Source organism: Thermocoleostomius sinensis A174 (assembly GCF_026802175.1).
Taxonomy (GTDB): domain Bacteria; phylum Cyanobacteriota; class Cyanobacteriia; order Elainellales; family Elainellaceae; genus Thermocoleostomius; species Thermocoleostomius sinensis.
Genome location: NZ_CP113797.1, coordinates 108,114 through 127,544 on the forward strand (window position 1 = coordinate 108,114; position 19,431 = coordinate 127,544).

Consider the following 19,431-nt stretch of genomic DNA (forward strand, 5'->3'; position numbering starts at 1 on the left):
AGAAACACGGAAAGTTTGATTTTTCGCTCAAAAATCGTCTCATACCAGTTTAGATTGGCAGATTGGGTAAGGGCGATTCGCGAATCGCTCTTACTTACAAGCGGTTCATCTGTTGCAGAAATTGTTCAATGCGGTATTCCTTAGATATTACTGTCCGTACCAGTCCTGTCGCCACTGCCGCATTTGATCGATCTCGACTTGTTGTGTGTCAAGAATGGCTTGAGCCAGTTCCTGAATTTCCGGTCGATCGCTCTTTTGTAAGGCTTCTTCCGCCATGACCAATGCTCCTTCATGGTGGGGAATCATGGCATTGATGAAGCGCAAGTCAAACTCATCATCAGCAGGACCCAAGTCCATGCTCATCATCATGTTGGACTTCATTTCCTGCGACATTGGCATCATGTGTCCCATTTCAGCGTGGTACATCACTGGATCATCGCCCGCATCGGGATACCAAGCTTGCCGCCATTCCTGCATTTGAGCAATTTCCGTCTGCTGAGCCGCAATGATATCCTGCGCTAGCTCTTGCACATCTGGTCGATCGCTCTTTTGCAAGGCTTCTTCGGCCATGTCTACCGCGCCTTGGTGGTGCAGCCGCATCGCATCAATAAATCGCAGATCAAAGGTGTCATCCGCCGGACCTAAGTCCATACTGGCATGATCCATTCCTGTGTGACCCGATTGATTTATCTGTCCATGATTCATCGAACCGTGATCCATTTGAGCCGTTTCAGTTTCAACTGTTTCAAAGCCAACAGTTTCAGCTTGTTCTGTTGCAGTTTGGGCAGAGGGAGTCGTACTACAGGCTGCAAGCGGCATGAGCGGCAAAACGCCAAACACAAGCAGAGAGGCAAGCGATCGGTTCATAAACGTCTACCTAGTTACTCAACGTTGCTCAAAATCAAAGTTGCTTTGGGAATGAGTTACTATTAATCATTCTTTTTAGTCATTCTTTCTACCATGGCACAGGACTATGAAACTAGAATGAATTTTGGGTGTCAAGCATTTAACAGTTGAAGCCTAGCTCTTGAAAAATTAGCTCTTAAAATGGGGTATATCGTACCGAAAAATAGATGCCGCTCTCCTGCCAGGTACGATCGGGCGATTCTACGGAAACTAGCGGAAAGGCAAGATCCAGCCGCGCTGATAACGCCTCCCCCTGTTGCCACACTAGCCCCACTCCCATGCCTGCGAGCGTACTTGGATCGGGATTGAAGCCATCTGCATTCCATGCAGTACTCAGGTCGAAAAACGGCGCAACTTGCAGCAGCCCATCCAGGTTGGGCACTCGCAAAACAGGCAACCGTAATTCCGCCGATGCTAGCACACCGCTGTCGGTGAGTAGAAAATCTTGACGATAGCCGCGCACCGTTTGCACCCCCCCAAAGCCAATTTGCTCCAGCGGGACTAGGGGAGAATCGGACAGTTGCACGTCCCCGCGCACCAGCAGCAATGTATCGGGAGCCAGTAAATGCACCCATTGGGCTTGCCCCCGCCAGGTCAAAAATCGGCTGTCGGGTCGATCGTCATTCACCGTGGCATCTAGTACATCTACCCCCAAACTGAACTGCGATCGCACGGCCACTACATCTTCACTAGTACGCCGCACCCACTCCTGAAAAAAACGCAGCGTCGAAATGCGGGTTTCTCCTTTGGCATTAGCCCCAGCCGAGAGGGGAAACGGCTGATTGAGCAGTTCCGTATCGCTTTCCTGTCGCGAGACAACGAGTCCTAGGGCAATTTCTTCAGTGGGCGATTGGGCGATCGGTTGCCGCACGGTCAGTTCGTAGTAGCGAGAGTCGGCTTCAATGTCCAACGCATCAAACGGAGGTTCGATCACATGGCTATGCGTCCAACCTGCTGCAAATTGCAGAGTGCCGTTGCGCGCATTAATGGGCAGCGTGTAGCTAGCAGACAGTTCGTTGCTGCCATCGCTATTAGCATAGCTGAGGCTGAGTTCGTCGCCCCATCCCGACAAATTGGCTTCACGGATTTGCACCTGTCGCTGAAAACTGCCGACGCTGGGCGAGCGATCGTTTTCAAGCACCAAATCAACTTCAAAGGTATCGGCTTCTGTCACTTGCACTTGCAGCACACTGGTTCCGGGCTGTACCCCCGCCTGCAAATCCGCCGCGATCGTGGCAATTAAGGGGTCAAGCTGAAGCAGTTGTAACCCTGCCAGCAATTGATTGATGTTTAACGGTGCAGTCCCTGCCAGCGCCAGGCGACGACGCACATAGGTTGAATTGAGGCGGCGCGTTCCGGTAACGTTAATCTCATCTAGGCGACCTTCAAGTACTTCAATGATCACCACCCCATCAGTAATCGTCTGGGGAGGAATCAGTGCACCAGAGGTAATATAGCCGCGATCGACATACAGTTGGGTCACTGCCGATCGGGCTTGCAGCAATTCCACAAATGTTAGATCGCGCCCTGTAAACGGTTCGGTAACATGTGCGAGTTCTTCTGCACTAAACACCGTGCTACCTACGACCTCAAACCGCTCAACTCGAATGGTATCGGGAATTTCATCGGGATTAGGAAGCGGAGGTGATGGCAGCAGTTGGTCTGGTGGCGGCAACAAATCTTGTAACAGTCGTTCGGGCAATGGCTGTGGCAATGGGACAGGCGGTGACTCTTGCGAGGGTGGTTGTGTTGGCGGAATGAGCAAGGGGGGGCGGGCTTGCGCTTGGGTTGAAGGAGATGAAGACACGGCTGAAGCTAGGTCGTCGATCGGCTGCGCCCAGCCCGCTTGTCCTAAGCTGAGTCCCAACAGCGACAACATCCCATACTTCCACCAACTAGGACACCTTTTCTTTGCTTCCACCCGAATTACCTCAGCAGTCACCCAATCCGTTGCCAACTTTAACGGCATTGTAAGGGATCGGTGAATTCCGCCGATCGGCGGCAGAAATAAACGTAAACCGGTCGGCTACTATTTGTTACAGTTAATTTATCAAAACTAGGTAGTGTTGCGGCTCAACCTTTGAGCGATGCGATGGCTGCTCTGACATAACAGAAATATATGAGTAACGCACTCAAGCAGATCAGTGTTTATGCGACGCTTCTGGCGATCGGTGGTGGTGTGGGTTGGGCAGGTAGCCGCTACCTTAATGAACGTGAAACTCCGACCGCAGCGTCAAGTCCACAACCCCCCGTGGCGGTGGATGTGGCGGTACGAGAGTCACCGATCGCCCAAGTTCCCGTCCAAATCGAATCGGCTCCTCAAAATCCCAACTTTATTGCTGAAGCGGCCGAAAAAGTCGGTCCGGCTGTCGTGCGAATTGATTCATCGCGCACCGTTAATAGTGGCATTCCCGACACCCTCAGACGATTTTTTGGCGAAGATGCACCCTTGCCGCCCACACAAGAGCGCATTGAGCAAGGCACAGGGTCAGGCTTTATCCTCAGCACGGATGGCAGAATTATTACCAACGCCCATGTCGTGGAAGGAGCCAGTACCGTGCGGGTAACGCTTAAAGATGGTCGCAGGTTTGAAGGACGAGTGCTGGGTACGGATGCGGTCACTGATGTAGCGGTTGTCAAAATTGAGTCTGCCGATTTGCCGACGGTGGTGTTGGGACGATCGGATGAACTGATTCCAGGACAATGGGCCATTGCTATCGGCAATCCTTTAGGGTTGGATAATACTGTAACGGCTGGCATCATCAGTGCTACTGGGCGATCGAGCAATGATGTTGGCATTCCCGATCGGCGTGTTCGGTTCATCCAAACTGATGCAGCCATTAATCCGGGTAATTCTGGTGGACCCTTGTTGAACGATCGGGGCGAAGTGATTGGTATTAACACGGCGATTCGTGCCGATGCACAAGGATTGGGCTTTGCAATTCCCATCGAAACAGCTTCTCGCATTGCCGATCAACTGTTTCAAAACGGCAAGGCGGAACATCCGTATTTAGGCATTCAGATGGTGGATTTGACGCCTGAACTGAAAGACCAACTGAATCAACAAAAAAATTTGGGGGTGACGCTTGCGACCGATCGAGGGGTGCTGGTGCTGCAAGTGATGAACAATTCTCCGGCAGCGGCGGCCGGGCTACAGCCGGGCGATGTGATTCTGAAGGTCAATGCTGTCACAGTGTCCTCGGCGGCAGAGGTACAAGAACAGGTGGAGAATAGTCAAGTAGGAGAACTGGTGTCGGTAGAGGTGCTGCGCGGTGATGATAATCAAGTGTTTCAAGTGCGTCCAACTGCCTATCCGCAAAATTAATGGGTCTAATGAAAAACTAGGGATAATAGACAAATTACGACATTATAGGGTGTAGGTAAATTCCTCTATCAACGCCCCTGGAACCCAACTGCCCCCAACCGATCGGTTGTCATAGGTCCCCACTTCGGCAATAAATTCTTGGGTATCGGTGAAAGCCAGCAAGTTCTCACCAAAGCAGCGATACAGACTTTCGTCAAATCGTAGATTTTCGATCGGCGCAACGATTGTCCCATCCTCGACCCAAAAGCAGGCATAGCGCGTCATACCCGTTACCCGTCCGGTGGGACGATCGCTCCAGTTTAGATAATGTAGGTTTGAGACATACAAGCCTGTCTCTAGCCGGGGCAGCACAGCGGTTGCCGATAAATCACCCGGAGCAATTTCAGGCGATCGCAGCGATTCTCGTCCATTGGCTCCATTGGCAATTTTGCCGTACTCTTTGGCAGTGCGAGAGTTCACTAACGTGTTTACTAACTGCCCAGCTTGAATGATTGGCAACTCTGATGGAGCAATTTCTCCCCAATTATTAAAGCGAGGAACCAATCCCCGCTGAAAATTCTCTGTTAAGTAAAATAAAGGAGAAAACTGCTTTTCACCTTGTTGTAACAACCGTAATGCACTGGCTCCCTGTTGCATCGCTGCTTCGCTAACACCACCCCACGAAAACATTTGCAGCAATTCTGAAACCGCCGCCGGAGCTAGATAAGTTCGATAGGTGCCACGGGGAATAGACTTGGGCGATCGAGCGAGTTGAGCAAGCTGGTGTTTCGAGTCTCTCAACTTCTCGGTATAGGCGGTTTGATCCCACTCACTGCCCGCAAAGGTGCCTTTGACAGCTTGCCCCTCTGCGGTAAACAGCGAATAATCTAGCGTAAACGTCTCTGTGGCAAACCAGTGTTGTTGCCCAGCCGAATCTGCGTAGGCCCGCACCAGTGATCCGGCCGCATAGATTCCCGTAAAATCTAGCTCAGCAACGGTAGGAAGAATGGCGTCAACTGCCGATTCAGCCGGCAACAGTGCACCCGAATACACTTCATGACTTTTGGCATTGCCAGTCGGCAGCACCAAGTACGGATCTTCGGGTAGCTGCGGCACGTCTTGGCGCAAGTCCAGCAGCACCGATCGAGCTTGCTGCCAATCGGTTTCCCAATCGCCAGTAACGGGCAGATGCCAGAAGGCATGACGTTGATTGTGCATCAAGGTCAGTTCCAACTGAGCATCGTTGACGCAACCAGTCTGCCGCACCTTGGCATGGTTAAAGCGTGTAAACTGGCTCTGTTCTCCTATCAGCCCAATCTTCAGATGCTCGTCGGGTTGCAATTCATTCAACAACGCGGCCACAAGGCGATTGAAAATGGCTTCTAAGTTGGAACGCTCCATGCAACCTCCCACACCTCTGTTTCTCATACTCAGTGACTGTTCTTGGGTTCATTATCGCCTGTCCTGCCCTGTTTTCAGCCATTTCGATTTGCCGACAAATAGACCAGTGCTGGTGGACATACTGGTGGACATAAAAGCACATGGGCAGACGGGGAATGTGTTTACCTTTATCCTCCTTTTATTGTTTGCCTTCATCCTTTCGCGAATGACTGTAAGATAGTGCATATAGAAATTAAAGATTTGTAACGCTTTGACTCCAGCCTTTAAACCAAACAACAGTGTAGTTTTGTCTACGGCATGGCACGCCCTTCATCCTCTTTGGCAAGGAGGAGAAGAGGTGGTGCAACGAGGTTTGCCGTCACAGCAGCTTGCTCCGACTTGGCAAATGTTGATGTTGGGAGATGGCTCTCCGACTCGGCACTTACAATTGCTGACCGGAGAACCGACCGAAGTTGATGTTATTGATATGTCTCCGATCGGCCATGATCCAGACAATGCGCCAGCGGTGATTGAGGCAGTTCCAGGTCCGCGTTTACGGCGACAGGTGTGGTTGCGAACGGCATCTGGACAGCGCCTTGCCTATGCGACTTCTTGGTGGGAAGCCAGCCATGTTGATGAATATTTGCAGAATCGATCGCTGCCGATTTGGGCTAGTCTGGCGCAGTTGCGCACTGAACTGTATCGCGATATTCAAGGAATCCACTATGGGCATTCTCGCGCCTTAGAGTTGGCGTTTGGGCAAACCGGGCCATTTTGGGGACGACACTATCTGTTCTGGCATCATGGACGCCCCCTAACGCTGATCTACGAAGTGTTTTCACCGTACCTCTCGAAGTATCTGGGGCCGATGCATCTAGAGTGAGGAGATCTGGCATAAGGTAATGAAGCTCTACAAGTCGAGGAGCTTAACCGCTAGAGCGCTATTAGAGAGTTATGTTGGTGACTTATTGCCAATTACTTGATGCCACTCACCCTTTCAACCAGCCTGGTTGTCAGGTTGTTCAAATTAGATGGACGGATAAGCAGCGCCCCCCTTGAAGTTTTCCCGCAACTCGTTTGGTGGACACTACTTTCCGCGATCGGATTCCTACAGATACTCTGCTATTATCTTGACTTTGCTTGATAACAAACTCCGTGAAACCACGAGTTTCATCCATCATTCTGGTGACACCACGTTGATTTGGATGCAAATGTATGGGGAACTTACAAAGCGGTTCAGCTTTCCAGTAAAGTAAGTCCTGACTCCATTGGTATACCAGCATGAAGTGATTTAGGTTATTTCAGAGAAACATCGCTGAATTGACACGATAATGACCCTATCAAGCCGAAAACGACACGATCGATGAAAGATCTATTAGCTCACCTAGAACGCAATCGTGGTTTAGCCTACCTGTTGGCAACCCTGTGGGTTGGGTTGATAGTGTGGATTGTCGCCTGGTTCCGGTTGAACGGTATTGGTTTAGTCGATGAAACCGAGCCGCTGTTTGCGGAAGCGGCCAGACAAATGGTGGTAACAGGCGACTGGATTACTCCCTACTTCAATCAAGTCACTCGCTTCGACAAGCCGCCCCTGGTGTATTGGCTGATGGCCGTTGCCTATCAAATGGTTGGCGTCAATGAGTGGTCGGTTCGGTTTCCATCCGCCTTGGCAATCACAGTATTAACTGGGTTTAGTTTCTATACGCTATATCAGTACGGGTTTCCCCGTCCCAGCGACGCATCGAACTCACCTCAAGGTTCTGACGCAATCGCATTGCCATCTGCTGGGTTTGAGGGAAGCCGATCTTCGCGTTGGTTCTCGGCTTTAATTGGGTCAGCGGCGATCGGACTAAATCCGCAAACGTTCCTCTGGAGCCGCACTGGTGTTTCCGATATGCTGCTAAGTGGCTGTATGGGAGCCGCCTTGCTATCGTTTTTCTGTGCCTATGCCCAACCAGAAAAACCACCTGTGCAAGCTCGATGGTATTGGGCTTTCTATGGCTTTAGCGCGCTGGCGGTTCTCACCAAAGGTCCAGTGGGTATTGTCTTACCTGGACTGATTATCTTGGTATTTCTGCTATACATGGGCAATTGGCGAGCGGTGCTGCGGGAAATGAACTGGGTGTGGGGCAGTGTTGTGTTTTTACTGATCACACTACCCTGGTACATTGCCGTGATTTGGATTAATGGCAGCGCCTTTACTGATTCATTCTTCGGGTATCACAACATTGAGCGCTTCACCAGCGTCGTCAATAATCACTGGGCCCCCTGGTACTTTTATTTCATCGTTGTACCTGTTAGTTTTTTGCCGTGGTCTGCCCACCTTCCTGTGGCGATGGCTCGGCTGCGCGTTTGGCAGCGACAGCATTGGCAACAGCAACCCCGATCGACTCACTTAGGAATATTTGCTTTGGTTTGGTTTGCGGTCATTTTTGTCTTTTTCACCATTGCTGTCACCAAACTGCCTAGCTATACCATTCCGCTGTTGCCAGCGGCAGGGATTTTGGTGGGACTATTTTGGGCGGATCAAATGACCCGATCGCGTTCGAGTCGGGTGGTTCGGGTCAGTCACTGGTTGAATCTAATCTTATTTGTGACCTTGGCCATTGCGGCTTGGTTGGCCCCGAATTGGCTGGGCAACGATCCAGAAATGCCCGATTTACCTACATTGGTGCAACAGTCAGGGGTGTTGCAATGGGCCACAATCATTTGGGCGATCGCAGCCATTACAGGGGGGCTTTTGCTGTGGCGACGGCAGGGGCAGTGGTTATGGAGTATCAATCTTTTGGGGTTGATTGCCTTCATGTTAATGACGTTGATTCCAACCGCTGTAATTGTCGATGCCCAACGGCAACTTCCCCTACGGCAACTCGCTGCTACGATCGTCCAAGTGCAGCGACCTAATGAACCCGTGGTCATGATTGGGTTTAGTAAACCTAGCCTCGTCTTTTATACCCAACGTTCCATTCTTTACTTTCCCGACATTGATCGGGTTCATCAACAGTTACGGCGCTTGGCTAGACAAACAACAGCCGCAGATTCCTTGTTATTAGTTGGGCGATCGCTGAAGCTTGAGGAAGCAGAGCTATCACCAGACAAATACCAAGTGATTGAGCAGGCTGGCGTGTATCAATTAGTTCGAATCAACCTAGCCGATAGAAGCGGATTGAGGGCTGAGGATTGAGCCGTGCTACATCGATTTTGCTGGAGTCGAGTCCTCTTTGATGCCAGAACACGCATTTTAGCCTGGTACGTGATTTTGATGGCTACATCGGCACTACTCTCGACGGTGGCCGTACGCAAAATTTTGCTGGTACGGATGGAGGAACGAGTGAGAGCTTCGATTGTTCTGGAAATTGAAGAATTTCGCCGGTTACAGCAGGGACGCAATCCTAGAACAGGAGAGCTATTTGGCAGTAATAGTAAAGCCTTGTTTGATGTATATCTCAGTCGTAATTTGACTGAAGAGAATGAGTTTTTTCTAACGTTGCTCGACGGACAGTTGTATCGATCCAGTCCCGAAGCATTGCCACCACTTTTGCAGCCTCAGTCTGAGTATGTCCAACGTTGGGGTCAGACGACTCAAACAGAAGAAGGCACACTTCAAACTCCATTTGGCAAAGTGCTATACCTGGCTGAACCCGTTGCTTCTACTCGCTTTGACTCAACTTCAACACCTGCTGTTTTTGTCATTGTCCGGTTTCTCACAAGCCAAGAGCAAGATGTCGTTGAAGCCGTTAACGTGTTGGTTAATGTATCCTTAGCGGTGCTGGGGATTGCATCAGTTTTGGCCTGGATTGCCGCTGGTCGAATTTTAGCTCCGCTCCGATCGCTGACAGAAACGGCTCGATCGATTAGCGATTCAGATTTATCGCAGCGCATTGCAGTACAAGGCAATGACGATATTGCTGAAATGGGTGCTACCTTCAACGAAATGTTAGAGCGGCTGCAAACGGCTTTCGTCAATCAGCGCAATTTTGTCAATGATGTTAGCCACGAACTTCGTACCCCGATCACAATTATTCGCGGGCATTTAGAGCTACTGGACGATGATCCGCTTGAGCGTCGTACCACCATTGACTTGGTGACGGACGAACTCGATCGCATGAGTCGATTTGTGGAAGATTTGCTGCTGTTAGCCAAAGCCGAGCAACCCAATTTCTTGAATCTGGAAACTGTAGACATTCAAGCGCTGACCGATGAGCTTTTTAGCAAAGCCACCGCTCTAGCCGATCGCCAGTGGCGCTTGGATAATAAGGGAATAGGGCGAATGGTGGCCGATCGTCAGCGGGTGACGCAGATGATGATGAACCTGACGCAAAATGCCACACAGCATACCCAACCCGGCGATGTGATTGCTCTAGGATCAGCCGTTGTTGGCAAAGAGGTACACTTTTGGGTACGGGATACCGGAGAAGGTATTGATCTAGATCAGCAAAAGCGCATTTTCGAGCGATTTGTGCGGCTGAATCGTGCCGATCGCTCCAGCAGCGGTACCGGGTTAGGACTATCGATTGTGAGTGCTATTGCTCGCGCTCATGGAGGACGAATTGAGTTGGTGAGTGCTCCAGGCCGTGGCTCTACCTTTACGATCGTGCTGCCGTTCGATCCGCCGTAGGAGTTGAGAATTAGGGGGTGGGGATTAAGGGATAGGAAGTAGAGAACGCAAGTTTGACAACCTCGTGAAGGGTATCTCGGGAAGGGGGGCAAAGGGGTGACTAGAATTGTCCTTATGCTGCCAAGCCGCGATCGAGCTTCACAAGCTAGAATTGTTCCTGGGTTGCTACAACCCCACCCTCAAAGCACTCTATTAGCCAATCGAAGCGGTTGGTTGGTTGGTTGTTACCGATCGTGCCAAATCTTTCAACATGGTGGCGGTGGTGTCAAAATCAACACAGGCATCGGTGATGCTCTGCCCATAAACCAGCTTGCTGAGGTCAGTTGGAACCGACTGCTTGCCAGCGACTAAATGGCTTTCAATCATAACCCCCATAATATGCCGCGATCCAGCCGTCAGTTGCCCAGCAATATCATGGAGGACGATCGACTGACGGGTGTAATCTTTGCGGGAATTGTCGTGGCTACAGTCGATCATGACGCGAGGATTTAGCCCCAACCTAGTCAGTTCTTGAGCCGCCTGCTGCACATGTTCGATATCGTAATTAGGTCCACGTTTCCCCCCCCGCAACACTAGATGTCCATCGGGATTGCCCGTCGTAGTGACAATGCTGGCTAAGCCGTCTAAGTTAATGCCCAAAAATCGATGCGGCTCGCTGGCGGCCAACATCGCATTAGCCGCCGCATGAAGACTGCCATCGGTATTGTTTTTGAAGCCGATCGGCATCGACAAGCCAGAAGCCATTTCCCGGTGGGTTTGACTTTCAGTCGTACGTGCCCCAATCGCTGTCCAGGAAATCACATCGGCGATGTACTGAGGAATGATTGGATCAAGTAGCTCAGTCGCAGCCGGCAGCCCCAGATGGGCCAAATCCAGCAGTAGTTTACGAGCCAGTCGCAGCCCGGTGTTGATGTCATAGCTGCCGTCCAGATGGGGATCGTTGATTAACCCTTTCCACCCGATCGTGGTGCGCGGCTTCTCGAAATACACACGCATCACAATTTCCAACTCGTCTGCCAGTTCCTGCCGCAGAGCCACCAGCTTTTTGCCATACTCATACGCTGCCTCTACATCGTGAACCGAACAGGGTCCTACAATCACTAGTAACCGCTGATCTTCGTTTTGCATAATGTTGCGAATGCGATCGCGGGTCTCTGAAACGAGGGTAGCTGCGGCTTCAGTAATAGGAAGCTCGTTGTGGATGGTTGCAGGACTGATGAGGGGACGAGTCTCTACAACGTGAAGATCATAGGTTTTGTGCATGATGTTGGAAAAAAGTAGATTTTACTACAGCAATAAACGAGCAAATAGGGATAAATGGGAGAGGGTGGCTGTAGGCACAATGCAGCTAGACCCAAGCAACCGAGCCGATGAGGTCATACATCAACGCCAGAAACGGCTCTCGATTGCCTCGTTGAGATCGTTGAGATCAGCGAGATAGTTATCCACTAACATTGTTTGCCTAGAACATTTTACCGAACTGCGTCCCCGCTCAGGTACCAAGATGTCATCGCTTTTTTACTGGTGGGTTTGACCTACGGCTCTGGGTGTGGCTGGATCGATCGTCCAGCCACGCTAATCCTGCCCCACCTGCCTCTGCCAAGGTACTGATCAACCGATAGAGTGTCACGCTGCCCAAAATCACAGCCGCAGAAAGCTGTCCATTCAGCAAAGTGATTGCTGTCGCTTCAAACACCCCAATGCCGCCCGGTGCACCCGGAATGATCAGTCCCAGCATCCAGGCAAAGGCAAAGGTACTGAGAATCATCGGCAGTTGAGCCAACTGAAGCGGTGCTAGAACCAGAACCGTCAGCACAAATCCACTTCCGCGCAGCACTACAAACAGCAACTCTCCCAAAAGTGGACGAAGGGGATAGTGTTTAATCTGTAGCCGATTGGACGTGGAAATTGCCCCAGAAGTGTTCTCCGCAGCGGTCACTGCTTGCGATTTTCCTTTGAGACGACTGGCAACCCCAAGCAGCGGATTGAGAAATCGAGGATGAATGACCGTCAGAATAGCCAGCAGGCTCAAGCCTTGCAGTAGCCAATGGTGCGATCGCAACCCTAGCAGCGCAATCGATAAGGCCGCCGCCGCCATTAGCAACGGTTCCAGCAGCACACTCAACGTTGCCGAGGTCGCCGGAAACCCTACATTCTTCGCTGCCACAATCCGCCCATACAGATGCCAAACATTCCCCGGCAAGTACTTGGCAATGTTCGTTTTTAGATATACCAACACACCCCACGTTCCAGTTGCAGGTTGATTGAGGTCGCGCAAAATCCAACTCCAGACCCAACCTGACCAAATGTGTGCCAGCAAGGTCACCCCCAGCGCCGTCGTCAAAATTGCCCAACCGCTGGCGTCAACTCGTAGCGCTGTTACTTCTGTCCAGTGAGACCGCAGCGCACTTGCAAGAAAAAATAATGTGCCACCCAAAATTACCCAGCGTAGATAGGGTTTGAAGCGGGAAAGCAGCCGTTTAGCGTGGGAAATGGGTAATCGGGACATTGGGGGGAGGACGTAAAGGCAGATTCAGTTGCAGCGTGCCACAAAGCTTAGGGGTTGATCAACTGATTGAATCGATCGTCGTTTCGCAATGGAGCAAAATCTGGATCAGTGCGCAGAATATCACGAAATTTAGGGTGAAGGTCAATCGATCGTTGCAGATGTTCGATCGCTTGATCGATTTGTTCCTGACTCATCAGCAAGTAGGCTTTGTTGTAATACACGCCGCCGGAAGTAGGGCTGAGTTGTTCGGCTTTTTCAAAACTGGTGAGCGCATCTGGGTAACGCCCTAATTTCGTTAGCACGTAGCTTCGATATTTCCAGGTGCTGCCCTTTTCAGGGGCTAATTTAATGGACTTGTTAAAGGCTTTTAAGGCTTCGCTGTAGCGTTGCATCTCCATTAAAACAGTAGCAAGTTCAAACCAAGCCGATGAGTCTTCCGGGGCAAGTTTTAGAGCTTGTTCGCTGGCTACCAATGCTTCGTCATAGCGCTTTAAGCGCCGCAGTGCCTTTTCTTTGCCAATCCAAGCTGACACCAAAGTAGGTTGCAGGGCGATCGCTTTCTCATAGGCGACAAGAGCATCTTCCGTTCTCTGCTCGATCAAAAACGCATCTCCTTGGTGGATGTAATCATCGGCTGTGAGATAAAGCTGAGGATTCTCTGATCTTAAGCGTTCTAGTTGATTCGTTAATTCTTGAATTCGGCGTTGAACTTCTGAATCGATGAATTCTTCTTGAATGTCGCTAGAAGTAATTTTTGCAAGTTCCTGAAAAATCTGATCTTTTTCCTGCTGTGTTGCTACAAATAATGTTTGTACTTGTTTGATAAATTCTGTTTTTTGTGTTTCTAACTCTTGTTTAAACGTTGCAATTTTAGCTTGTAATTCGACTACAACTTGTTGCTGTAACTGTTGCTTGACTTCATGTTCGGTCTCTTCGCGTAGTTGTTTTTTAGTTTCGTTGACGATTTGCAATAGAATGCTGCGACGCAATGTCCAAGCTACGATCGCCATCGCAATGGGAATCGCAATCAAAATAGCAATAAGCAAATTAATCAGAGTGATTGTCCAACCAAAGGTCTCTTTGACTTCTGCCCGAATTCGATCGTCTAAAGCTTGGTTCGCCTCGGTGTCTGCTAGTGCTTGCTGAATTAACTGCTGCACAGCTTCGCGTTGTTTGTCTGAAAGCGGTGGGACTGGATCGGGTGGCAGCAGCGGAACAGGCGTTTCTTGAGCAACTAATTTAGGGGTTATGAGGGCGAGCAACAGGGTAGAAAGGACGATCGTGGTTTTGGCAGAGAGCGGCATAGAATCAAGGGGCGGATGAAATCGGAAGTGGGTGCAGTTTGCACCTTAACACAGGTAGGCTGGCATTTATAACGTGGTTATAGGCGTATCTATAACAGTGTCTATAGCTTTGTCAATTGGGGCCGACGCCATGCCTTAAATTAAGGTTGGTTTTCACTAAATTATTTCCTGATCGAACTGGGTCATCAGGAACACGATGGATTCATCCTTCACACAGCTATAAGCTGATTGACGAACAACACTCGTTTCCCCTCACCCTCAATCCCTCTTCTCGAGCGAGCCGGAGCGGGAGGTTAATTAAAACCACTCCATCACTTCGACTCCCCGTCGTCCTATCTAGGAGGAGTTGGGGGATGAGGAGGCAAAGAGTTGTCAGTCAATCAGTAGCCATGAAACACGATCGCGCTAACGCAATCACCTATGGTTAAAAGCTACACAGGTTAAAAGCTACACAAAGCAGCCCTGTTCGAGCGTGCAATCAACCAACCTCTTGATGCCTCCTTACCCTCGAAGTTTCTCCTCAGGCGTGGAGCATAGGAGTTCAATAAGTTGCTGAGTAATTGGATATCCTGTTTGCTGTTCAAAATGCAAAAACATGGGGCTGGGGTTTGCCTCTAGAAACAGATAGTCACCCGCTGGAGAAACTCGCCAATCAATGGCTGTCCATTCCAAAAAGAAGGCTTTGGCGATAGCTTGACATTGTTGCTGAATTGCTTCTGGTAGGTCGATCGAAATTAATTGTGCTTGGGCATCCGCTCGAAAATCGATCGCTTGACTGCGAATTTCAGCAGCATAAATTGATTCACCAACAACATAGGTGCGAACATTAGTTCCTGGAATATAGGCTTGAATTGTAATAGGAGCTAGTCGCAATGCTTGTTGTAGCCGTTCTGGTTCTAAATGTTCGGGAGTCACAAACTGAGTGTGAGCGCCGCCACAAACGGGCTTGAAAATGACACGAGTATGGGAACGGTGCTGGGAACGCACAAACTCATCAATTTGCGCTGGGCTGTTGCTAATTAAGGTTGCTGGGATTTTAACGCCCAATCTTTGAGCCATTGCTAACTGTAATGGTTTGGTTTGATGAAATTGGTAGGCTTGCCATGAATTGACCCAATGGGCAGGGCAGGCTTGAACAATCGATCGCAGTGTACTTGTGGCATCACGGAAAGCAATGTGCTGCTGTGTTGCATCGGCTAACATCGGAACCGATACGCCCGAAAAGTTGCGCCAGAATACGCTTCGTATGTCCTGTAGATTGAGTTGCTGTCCAGTTGATAAGGTGAGACAACCCTGTTGAGTATTAGGGCACCAAGTAAGTTGTGTCTGTGTAGGAAAGCATTGAGTATCCCAGTACGCCACCGAGATACCCATATGCGTTAAAACTCGTTCTAGATGAGCGGCGTGAATGTCTAACTCATTGCCTAAAATCAGAATCATCATTTGATCCTTACCGTTCTTACCAATCGCCGCCTTCCTCTCCTAATGCCAGTGTTGTCGCTTTGCCGCCTTCTTCCCCCCAAGCAAGGGTTGTAATTGGGGGATCGATCGGCATAATTGGACTAGGTTTCGGGGAGGAACGACGAGGAAAACGAGGACGGCGATTAGGGTAAGGGGTAGGATAAAACTCATCTCCTCCTTCTTCACCAAGCGCTAAGGTGGTGTATACCGAGCCGCCGCCAATTTGGTTGGCTTCTGAATCAGATAATGCTTCCTCAAAATCAAGATTGGTGCTGAGATCAAGTTCGGAATCGATCGCCTTGAGTTCGTTTAAAGATAGATCAAAGGGATGACGCATAAGTTCTCCTAGTTAAACACTAATGATTGTTTGATCTTTTACCAAATAATAAGACAAAAAAAGAATCTGATTAAACACAGCTTTGACTATAGCTTTGACTGCTACTGTGATTAGAATTGACTCTCGTATTTACCATTTGTTCAACGTCGATCGGCGACGATGTGTCAGAGGAAGAGCAATTATTAGACGTGACAATAACGCTTGTTGCTTGAGCCACAGCCTTACCATCTGCTGAAACTGCCTGTTGAACTACAACTCTCTTCATGCGGATCATAAACTTGTCTCCAAATGTTTCAATGTCATTGTTTTAGTATCACTATTCAGGGTGATGAGGAATGATGCAACAAATAGTTCAATTCACTGTTCAACCATTCTTGAAAGAGGTTATTGAGAATATCTTTTCGTATCTCTTCTGTCAGTTCAGCCATTGTAAATTCCTCTACTAGCAGCAGATCATAACCTTGTTCACTCTTGCAAGGGCCAATAACTTCTCCCAATCTAGCTCCAAAAATGAGGGCAGCCAGTTCAGGTTTCAACTTCCATCGGTAAAATTGTCCTTCATAACCACAATACAAACGACGTTGTTCATCCACGTCATAAAGATGAGCCGCTTCATAAAAACTGATTTCATCTTCCTCAATTTGGTAGAGCAGTTCCTGAGCAAGCTGCTCATAGGGAACAGTGATTTTGTAAAAAGACACTTGTTCAAAATCAAGCCGATGTTCAACAAAATACTTTTCAACCTCTTGCTCAAATAAAGCTTCAGCAAGTTTTTGAGCTAAAAGATAGCGACGAATTCCCATCTCCCACTCTTCTACCGTAATCATTTGATCCTCTAGCCAAGCCAAGGTTGCTTCTGCGCTTTCTAGCCGTCTCTGGTATCGCTGGCGATCGGCTTCTGCTTGAATCTCTTCAGGTGTGATGGTTATGCCTTGCTCTTGAGCCACTCGCTGAATAATTCGCTGACATAACAGTTTGTGACAGATTTCTTTGAGATACAACTCCTGCTTCAAGTACTCTACTATTTCTTCTGATTCAATCGATATGCCCGATAACTCAACCATTGCTGTGCATAGCATTGTCCATTTCTATCCAACTATTATTGTGGCGCTTACCTGCCACACCAACCATCAGAATTCATTGCCCTTTTGCAAACACCAACTTTTATGGAAACCTTACGATTCAAATACAGTCGATGTAGAGTGGCTACTACTCCATGCTCGGTTCCGAGTACCGTCACTATAGGCACTGGCGCTTGCAGTTGCATCGGCCGACGAAATAGAGAACCCACTGCCCGCCCGAACGATCGTAGAGGTGCGAGTACGAGTAGAGGCATAATCACCCGTTGCCACTGCAATAGCTTCTGCTTCGCTAAAACGTGCTTCAGTTGCGGTTCTCGCTCTTGCACTTGCATATCCTCCCTCAACCTTTGCCTCTTGCTGAGGTGACAATTCCAGATAAGCTAAGTCTCTAATGACTAAAGTATGGCTCATCTTTTTTCTTCTCTTAGAAAGTGAGCATTTCAATTGCTTGAAGGCAAGCTTTACCATACAGTAAAAAACTTTTGACACTCACAGTTGTTCAATCTCGATCATTCAATCACTGAAAGTTACAAACGAACTTTCAGTGATTGCTTGATGGACTAGCCATCTAGTAACTCAAAGCTTCAGTGTAATTAGAAGCTGATTAGAGCAGCAGAAGAACTAGAGGAGAAAGAGTTGCCGTTATAGTCCACAACAGCAAGAGTATCCGCCTTGGTATAGGAGTAAGCATAACGGTTGCCAACATCTGCTACACCTTTAGCACCAGCAGCAGCAGAAACATTATGAACATCGCGTGGTGGATTGATAATCGTCGTAAACCTGTTCGTTGTGTCAAACGTTGTGGTTACCGAGTCAACTTGAGTAAAACCTCTACCCGAAGGGCGAGTACCACCTTGAACATTGTTAGCTTCCGAAACAACTTCCAAATGATTCAGATCGGAAATAATCATTGCTTTACTCCTTGAGAATTTAATGTATTCTTGAGTCAAACAACTTGATTTCAGTTGTTAATTAAACAATAGATCTTTTTAGAAGGTTGATGTTGCCAAGTTGGCAGTTTATTGTTTATTTGAATTTTCCCAATGTGTCCGTTATTAGGAGAATATAATTGAGCAGAAATTGAGCAGTAAATTTCGACTTTAGGCTGTTAGCTGGAACCAGGATACAACCCACTATAAGTTACAAAATAGAATAAGGCTGTAGCGTATTTTAAGCGCTCTACAACCTCATTGATAATTCTCCAATTTATAGTAGTTCACAACGACTTGTAAGCCTAGCCTTGCTTAGTTTCCAGGACTAGGTAGGCTATAGGTTACAATCGAGGATGAAGTAAAGTAACCGTTATGAAATCTGCCCACGATTGTAGTTACCGTCATTCTTGAGTTATTTCGATCGTACCTGCCTTGCAGGGTAATATTCAAGCCAGGAATGTCTGAGAATGAGTAATTAAATCTTGGAGATTTTGACAAATGAGTACTAACTAATTCAGTTTCATTGAGCTTGAGAGAAAGCCGATCGCCAACTAAATTCAGGAAAAGAATATTGCGAGTTGAAGCACCAACAACCAGCCCATGTCCTTCAACGATTTCAAAACAGTCTAAATCTGAAATCAACATAGAATAGCCCCCTCTACCTTTGCAGGTTAGGATGAAACACTACGGTAAATCGATCGCAATCACAAATCCTCGAGAAATCGTCATATCTCGGTTAGGAAAATAGTGAGACTTTGTTCTGCCAATTACCCTGTCACCTTCACCATAAACAGTTACTCCAGCGGTGGAATCTTCCCCAACTGCTACAGCAAATCCGCGTCCTCTAGCAATGCCAACACCGCTTGGTAGGAGCCTCACTGTAGCGTTTGTGTCTGTTAAGGTGTGAGACGGAATGCCGGTAGCCGATGCATAAGCATCTACAACTACACCCACTTCACCAGCAATGGGGAGGCTGTCTGAAATAGTTTCTAGATAACTTAAATCCGCAATCTGCATAAATGAACTAATCCCTAGGCTTTGGTTTAGACCATACCATGTGTTCTTTCAACCATTTGCCAATTTGGCAGCTTTTGTGCAAATATTTCAGTGTTTGTTTCAGCGTATATTTTCAATGCTTGGTTTCAGCATGTAGAGCAGATTTCTTTGTAACACTATCAATAGTTAGTGATACGATCGAAGAAGCTCCAAAATTGCATTGAGGCTAATAAAATCAGATGAACGATCGCCGCCGCGTACCTGCGAATATCGTTCGTCGAGTGGCTCTAGGTAACTTAAGTCAGCAATTTGATGAGAGGGCTTGTGAGGAGCTTGAGAGCTAGAATAATCACGACTAGTTCCCTTACTTTTAGTCATGGTAGAAGCATTCTCTTTCATCAAGCGATTGTAAGTGCGATACGGAATATAATGCAATGGGTTATAACCAGCAAATCGCAAAACCAGAACACAAGCCCAAGAATATTTTCCTGCTAAAATTGCATCCACTACTTGGGTAAATTGTTCAGTTGTCATGACTTTATCCAACCGATTGTGTGTGTTAGAATGCACAACTGTTTTCCTCCTAGAATTGTTTCCACTCG

Annotated in this window: 18 protein-coding genes; 4 read left to right on the plus strand and 14 right to left on the minus strand. The window is 48.4% G+C overall.

Annotated features, from left to right (window positions below; all coding sequences use genetic code 11):
* Positions 1–147: 147 nt before the first annotated feature.
* Complete coding sequence (locus OXH18_RS00410; protein ID WP_268610408.1) at positions 148–867, minus strand: DUF305 domain-containing protein; 720 nt, start codon at positions 865–867, stop codon at positions 148–150.
* A gap of 175 nt (positions 868–1,042) precedes the next feature.
* Positions 1,043–2,875 carry a ShlB/FhaC/HecB family hemolysin secretion/activation protein gene (locus tag OXH18_RS00415; RefSeq protein ID WP_268610410.1) on the minus strand — a complete coding sequence of 611 codons (1,833 nt, stop codon included), beginning with the start codon at positions 2,873–2,875 and terminating at the stop codon, positions 1,043–1,045.
* 150 nt (positions 2,876–3,025) lie between these two features.
* Here OXH18_RS00415 and OXH18_RS00420 point away from each other — a divergent pair, with 150 nt between their 5' ends.
* On the plus strand, positions 3,026–4,231 hold the full coding sequence (locus OXH18_RS00420) for an HhoA/HhoB/HtrA family serine endopeptidase (RefSeq protein WP_268610411.1): 1,206 nt from the start codon (positions 3,026–3,028) through the stop codon (positions 4,229–4,231).
* A 42-nt stretch (positions 4,232–4,273) separates the two neighbouring features.
* Here the strand turns inward: OXH18_RS00420 and OXH18_RS00425 are convergent, their stop codons facing one another.
* The gene (locus OXH18_RS00425) at positions 4,274–5,611 is read right to left on the minus strand and encodes a TldD/PmbA family protein (RefSeq protein WP_268610412.1); all 1,338 of its coding nucleotides are present in this window, start codon (positions 5,609–5,611) and stop codon (positions 4,274–4,276) included.
* Positions 5,612–5,861: 250 nt separating this feature from the next.
* On the opposite strand from OXH18_RS00425, the gene OXH18_RS00430 reads away from it, so the two are divergent.
* From OXH18_RS00430 to OXH18_RS00440, 3 genes are all read left to right on the plus strand, one after another.
* Positions 5,862–6,473, plus strand: a complete 612-nt coding sequence (locus OXH18_RS00430) for a chorismate lyase (RefSeq protein ID WP_268610414.1) — start codon at positions 5,862–5,864, stop codon at positions 6,471–6,473.
* A gap of 480 nt (positions 6,474–6,953) precedes the next feature.
* Positions 6,954–8,774 carry an ArnT family glycosyltransferase gene (locus tag OXH18_RS00435; RefSeq protein WP_268610415.1) on the plus strand — a complete coding sequence of 607 codons (1,821 nt, stop codon included), beginning with the start codon at positions 6,954–6,956 and terminating at the stop codon, positions 8,772–8,774.
* A gap of 3 nt (positions 8,775–8,777) precedes the next feature.
* On the plus strand, positions 8,778–10,208 hold the full coding sequence (locus tag OXH18_RS00440; protein ID WP_268610416.1) for a sensor histidine kinase: 1,431 nt from the start codon (positions 8,778–8,780) through the stop codon (positions 10,206–10,208).
* 192 nt (positions 10,209–10,400) lie between these two features.
* Here the strand turns inward: OXH18_RS00440 and OXH18_RS00445 are convergent, their stop codons facing one another.
* The 11 genes from OXH18_RS00445 to OXH18_RS00495 form a co-directional block, all read right to left on the minus strand.
* Complete coding sequence (locus OXH18_RS00445; protein WP_268610417.1) at positions 10,401–11,471, minus strand: 3-deoxy-7-phosphoheptulonate synthase; 1,071 nt, start codon at positions 11,469–11,471, stop codon at positions 10,401–10,403.
* A gap of 244 nt (positions 11,472–11,715) precedes the next feature.
* The gene (locus OXH18_RS00450; protein ID WP_268610418.1) at positions 11,716–12,717 is read right to left on the minus strand and encodes a lysylphosphatidylglycerol synthase domain-containing protein; all 1,002 of its coding nucleotides are present in this window, start codon (positions 12,715–12,717) and stop codon (positions 11,716–11,718) included.
* Between the two features lie 47 nt (positions 12,718–12,764).
* Positions 12,765–14,021, minus strand: a complete 1,257-nt coding sequence (locus OXH18_RS00455; RefSeq protein WP_268610420.1) for a tetratricopeptide repeat protein — start codon at positions 14,019–14,021, stop codon at positions 12,765–12,767.
* A 501-nt stretch (positions 14,022–14,522) separates the two neighbouring features.
* Positions 14,523–15,464 (minus strand): ATP-grasp domain-containing protein, encoded by a 942-nt coding sequence (locus tag OXH18_RS00460; RefSeq protein ID WP_268610421.1) that lies wholly within the window; start codon positions 15,462–15,464, stop codon positions 14,523–14,525.
* A gap of 16 nt (positions 15,465–15,480) precedes the next feature.
* Positions 15,481–15,819, minus strand: coding sequence for a hypothetical protein (locus OXH18_RS00465; RefSeq protein WP_268610423.1), 339 nt, complete (start codon positions 15,817–15,819; stop codon positions 15,481–15,483).
* Positions 15,820–16,139: 320 nt separating this feature from the next.
* Complete coding sequence (locus OXH18_RS00470; protein WP_268610424.1) at positions 16,140–16,883, minus strand: peptidylprolyl isomerase; 744 nt, start codon at positions 16,881–16,883, stop codon at positions 16,140–16,142.
* A gap of 111 nt (positions 16,884–16,994) precedes the next feature.
* Complete coding sequence (locus tag OXH18_RS00475; protein ID WP_268610425.1) at positions 16,995–17,312, minus strand: hypothetical protein; 318 nt, start codon at positions 17,310–17,312, stop codon at positions 16,995–16,997.
* Positions 17,313–17,494: 182 nt separating this feature from the next.
* On the minus strand, positions 17,495–17,812 hold the full coding sequence (locus OXH18_RS00480) for a hypothetical protein (protein ID WP_268610426.1): 318 nt from the start codon (positions 17,810–17,812) through the stop codon (positions 17,495–17,497).
* 333 nt (positions 17,813–18,145) lie between these two features.
* Positions 18,146–18,478 (minus strand): hypothetical protein, encoded by a 333-nt coding sequence (locus OXH18_RS00485; RefSeq protein ID WP_268610427.1) that lies wholly within the window; start codon positions 18,476–18,478, stop codon positions 18,146–18,148.
* Between the two features lie 39 nt (positions 18,479–18,517).
* The gene (locus tag OXH18_RS00490) at positions 18,518–18,850 is read right to left on the minus strand and encodes a hypothetical protein (RefSeq protein ID WP_268610428.1); all 333 of its coding nucleotides are present in this window, start codon (positions 18,848–18,850) and stop codon (positions 18,518–18,520) included.
* Between the two features lie 165 nt (positions 18,851–19,015).
* Positions 19,016–19,399, minus strand: coding sequence for a HetP family heterocyst commitment protein (locus OXH18_RS00495; RefSeq protein WP_268610429.1), 384 nt, complete (start codon positions 19,397–19,399; stop codon positions 19,016–19,018).
* Positions 19,400–19,431 lie beyond the last annotated feature (32 nt).

Coding starts and splice junctions, on each gene's coding strand:
- OXH18_RS00445 (WP_268610417.1), bottom strand. CDS start 11,471: ATGCACAAAACCTATGATCTTCACGTTGTAGAGACTCGTCCCCTCATC.
- OXH18_RS00420 (WP_268610411.1), top strand. CDS start 3,026: ATGAGTAACGCACTCAAGCAGATCAGTGTTTATGCGACGCTTCTGGCG.
- OXH18_RS00410 (WP_268610408.1), bottom strand. CDS start 867: ATGAACCGATCGCTTGCCTCTCTGCTTGTGTTTGGCGTTTTGCCGCTC.
- OXH18_RS00450 (WP_268610418.1), bottom strand. CDS start 12,717: ATGTCCCGATTACCCATTTCCCACGCTAAACGGCTGCTTTCCCGCTTC.
- OXH18_RS00415 (WP_268610410.1), bottom strand. CDS start 2,875: ATGCCGTTAAAGTTGGCAACGGATTGGGTGACTGCTGAGGTAATTCGG.
- OXH18_RS00435 (WP_268610415.1), top strand. CDS start 6,954: ATGAAAGATCTATTAGCTCACCTAGAACGCAATCGTGGTTTAGCCTAC.
- OXH18_RS00455 (WP_268610420.1), bottom strand. CDS start 14,021: ATGCCGCTCTCTGCCAAAACCACGATCGTCCTTTCTACCCTGTTGCTC.
- OXH18_RS00460 (WP_268610421.1), bottom strand. CDS start 15,464: ATGATGATTCTGATTTTAGGCAATGAGTTAGACATTCACGCCGCTCAT.
- OXH18_RS00425 (WP_268610412.1), bottom strand. CDS start 5,611: ATGGAGCGTTCCAACTTAGAAGCCATTTTCAATCGCCTTGTGGCCGCG.
- OXH18_RS00480 (WP_268610426.1), bottom strand. CDS start 17,812: ATGATTATTTCCGATCTGAATCATTTGGAAGTTGTTTCGGAAGCTAAC.
- OXH18_RS00470 (WP_268610424.1), bottom strand. CDS start 16,883: ATGGTTGAGTTATCGGGCATATCGATTGAATCAGAAGAAATAGTAGAG.
- OXH18_RS00475 (WP_268610425.1), bottom strand. CDS start 17,312: ATGAGCCATACTTTAGTCATTAGAGACTTAGCTTATCTGGAATTGTCA.
- OXH18_RS00490 (WP_268610428.1), bottom strand. CDS start 18,850: ATGCAGATTGCGGATTTAAGTTATCTAGAAACTATTTCAGACAGCCTC.
- OXH18_RS00465 (WP_268610423.1), bottom strand. CDS start 15,819: ATGCGTCATCCCTTTGATCTATCTTTAAACGAACTCAAGGCGATCGAT.
- OXH18_RS00485 (WP_268610427.1), bottom strand. CDS start 18,478: ATGTTGATTTCAGATTTAGACTGTTTTGAAATCGTTGAAGGACATGGG.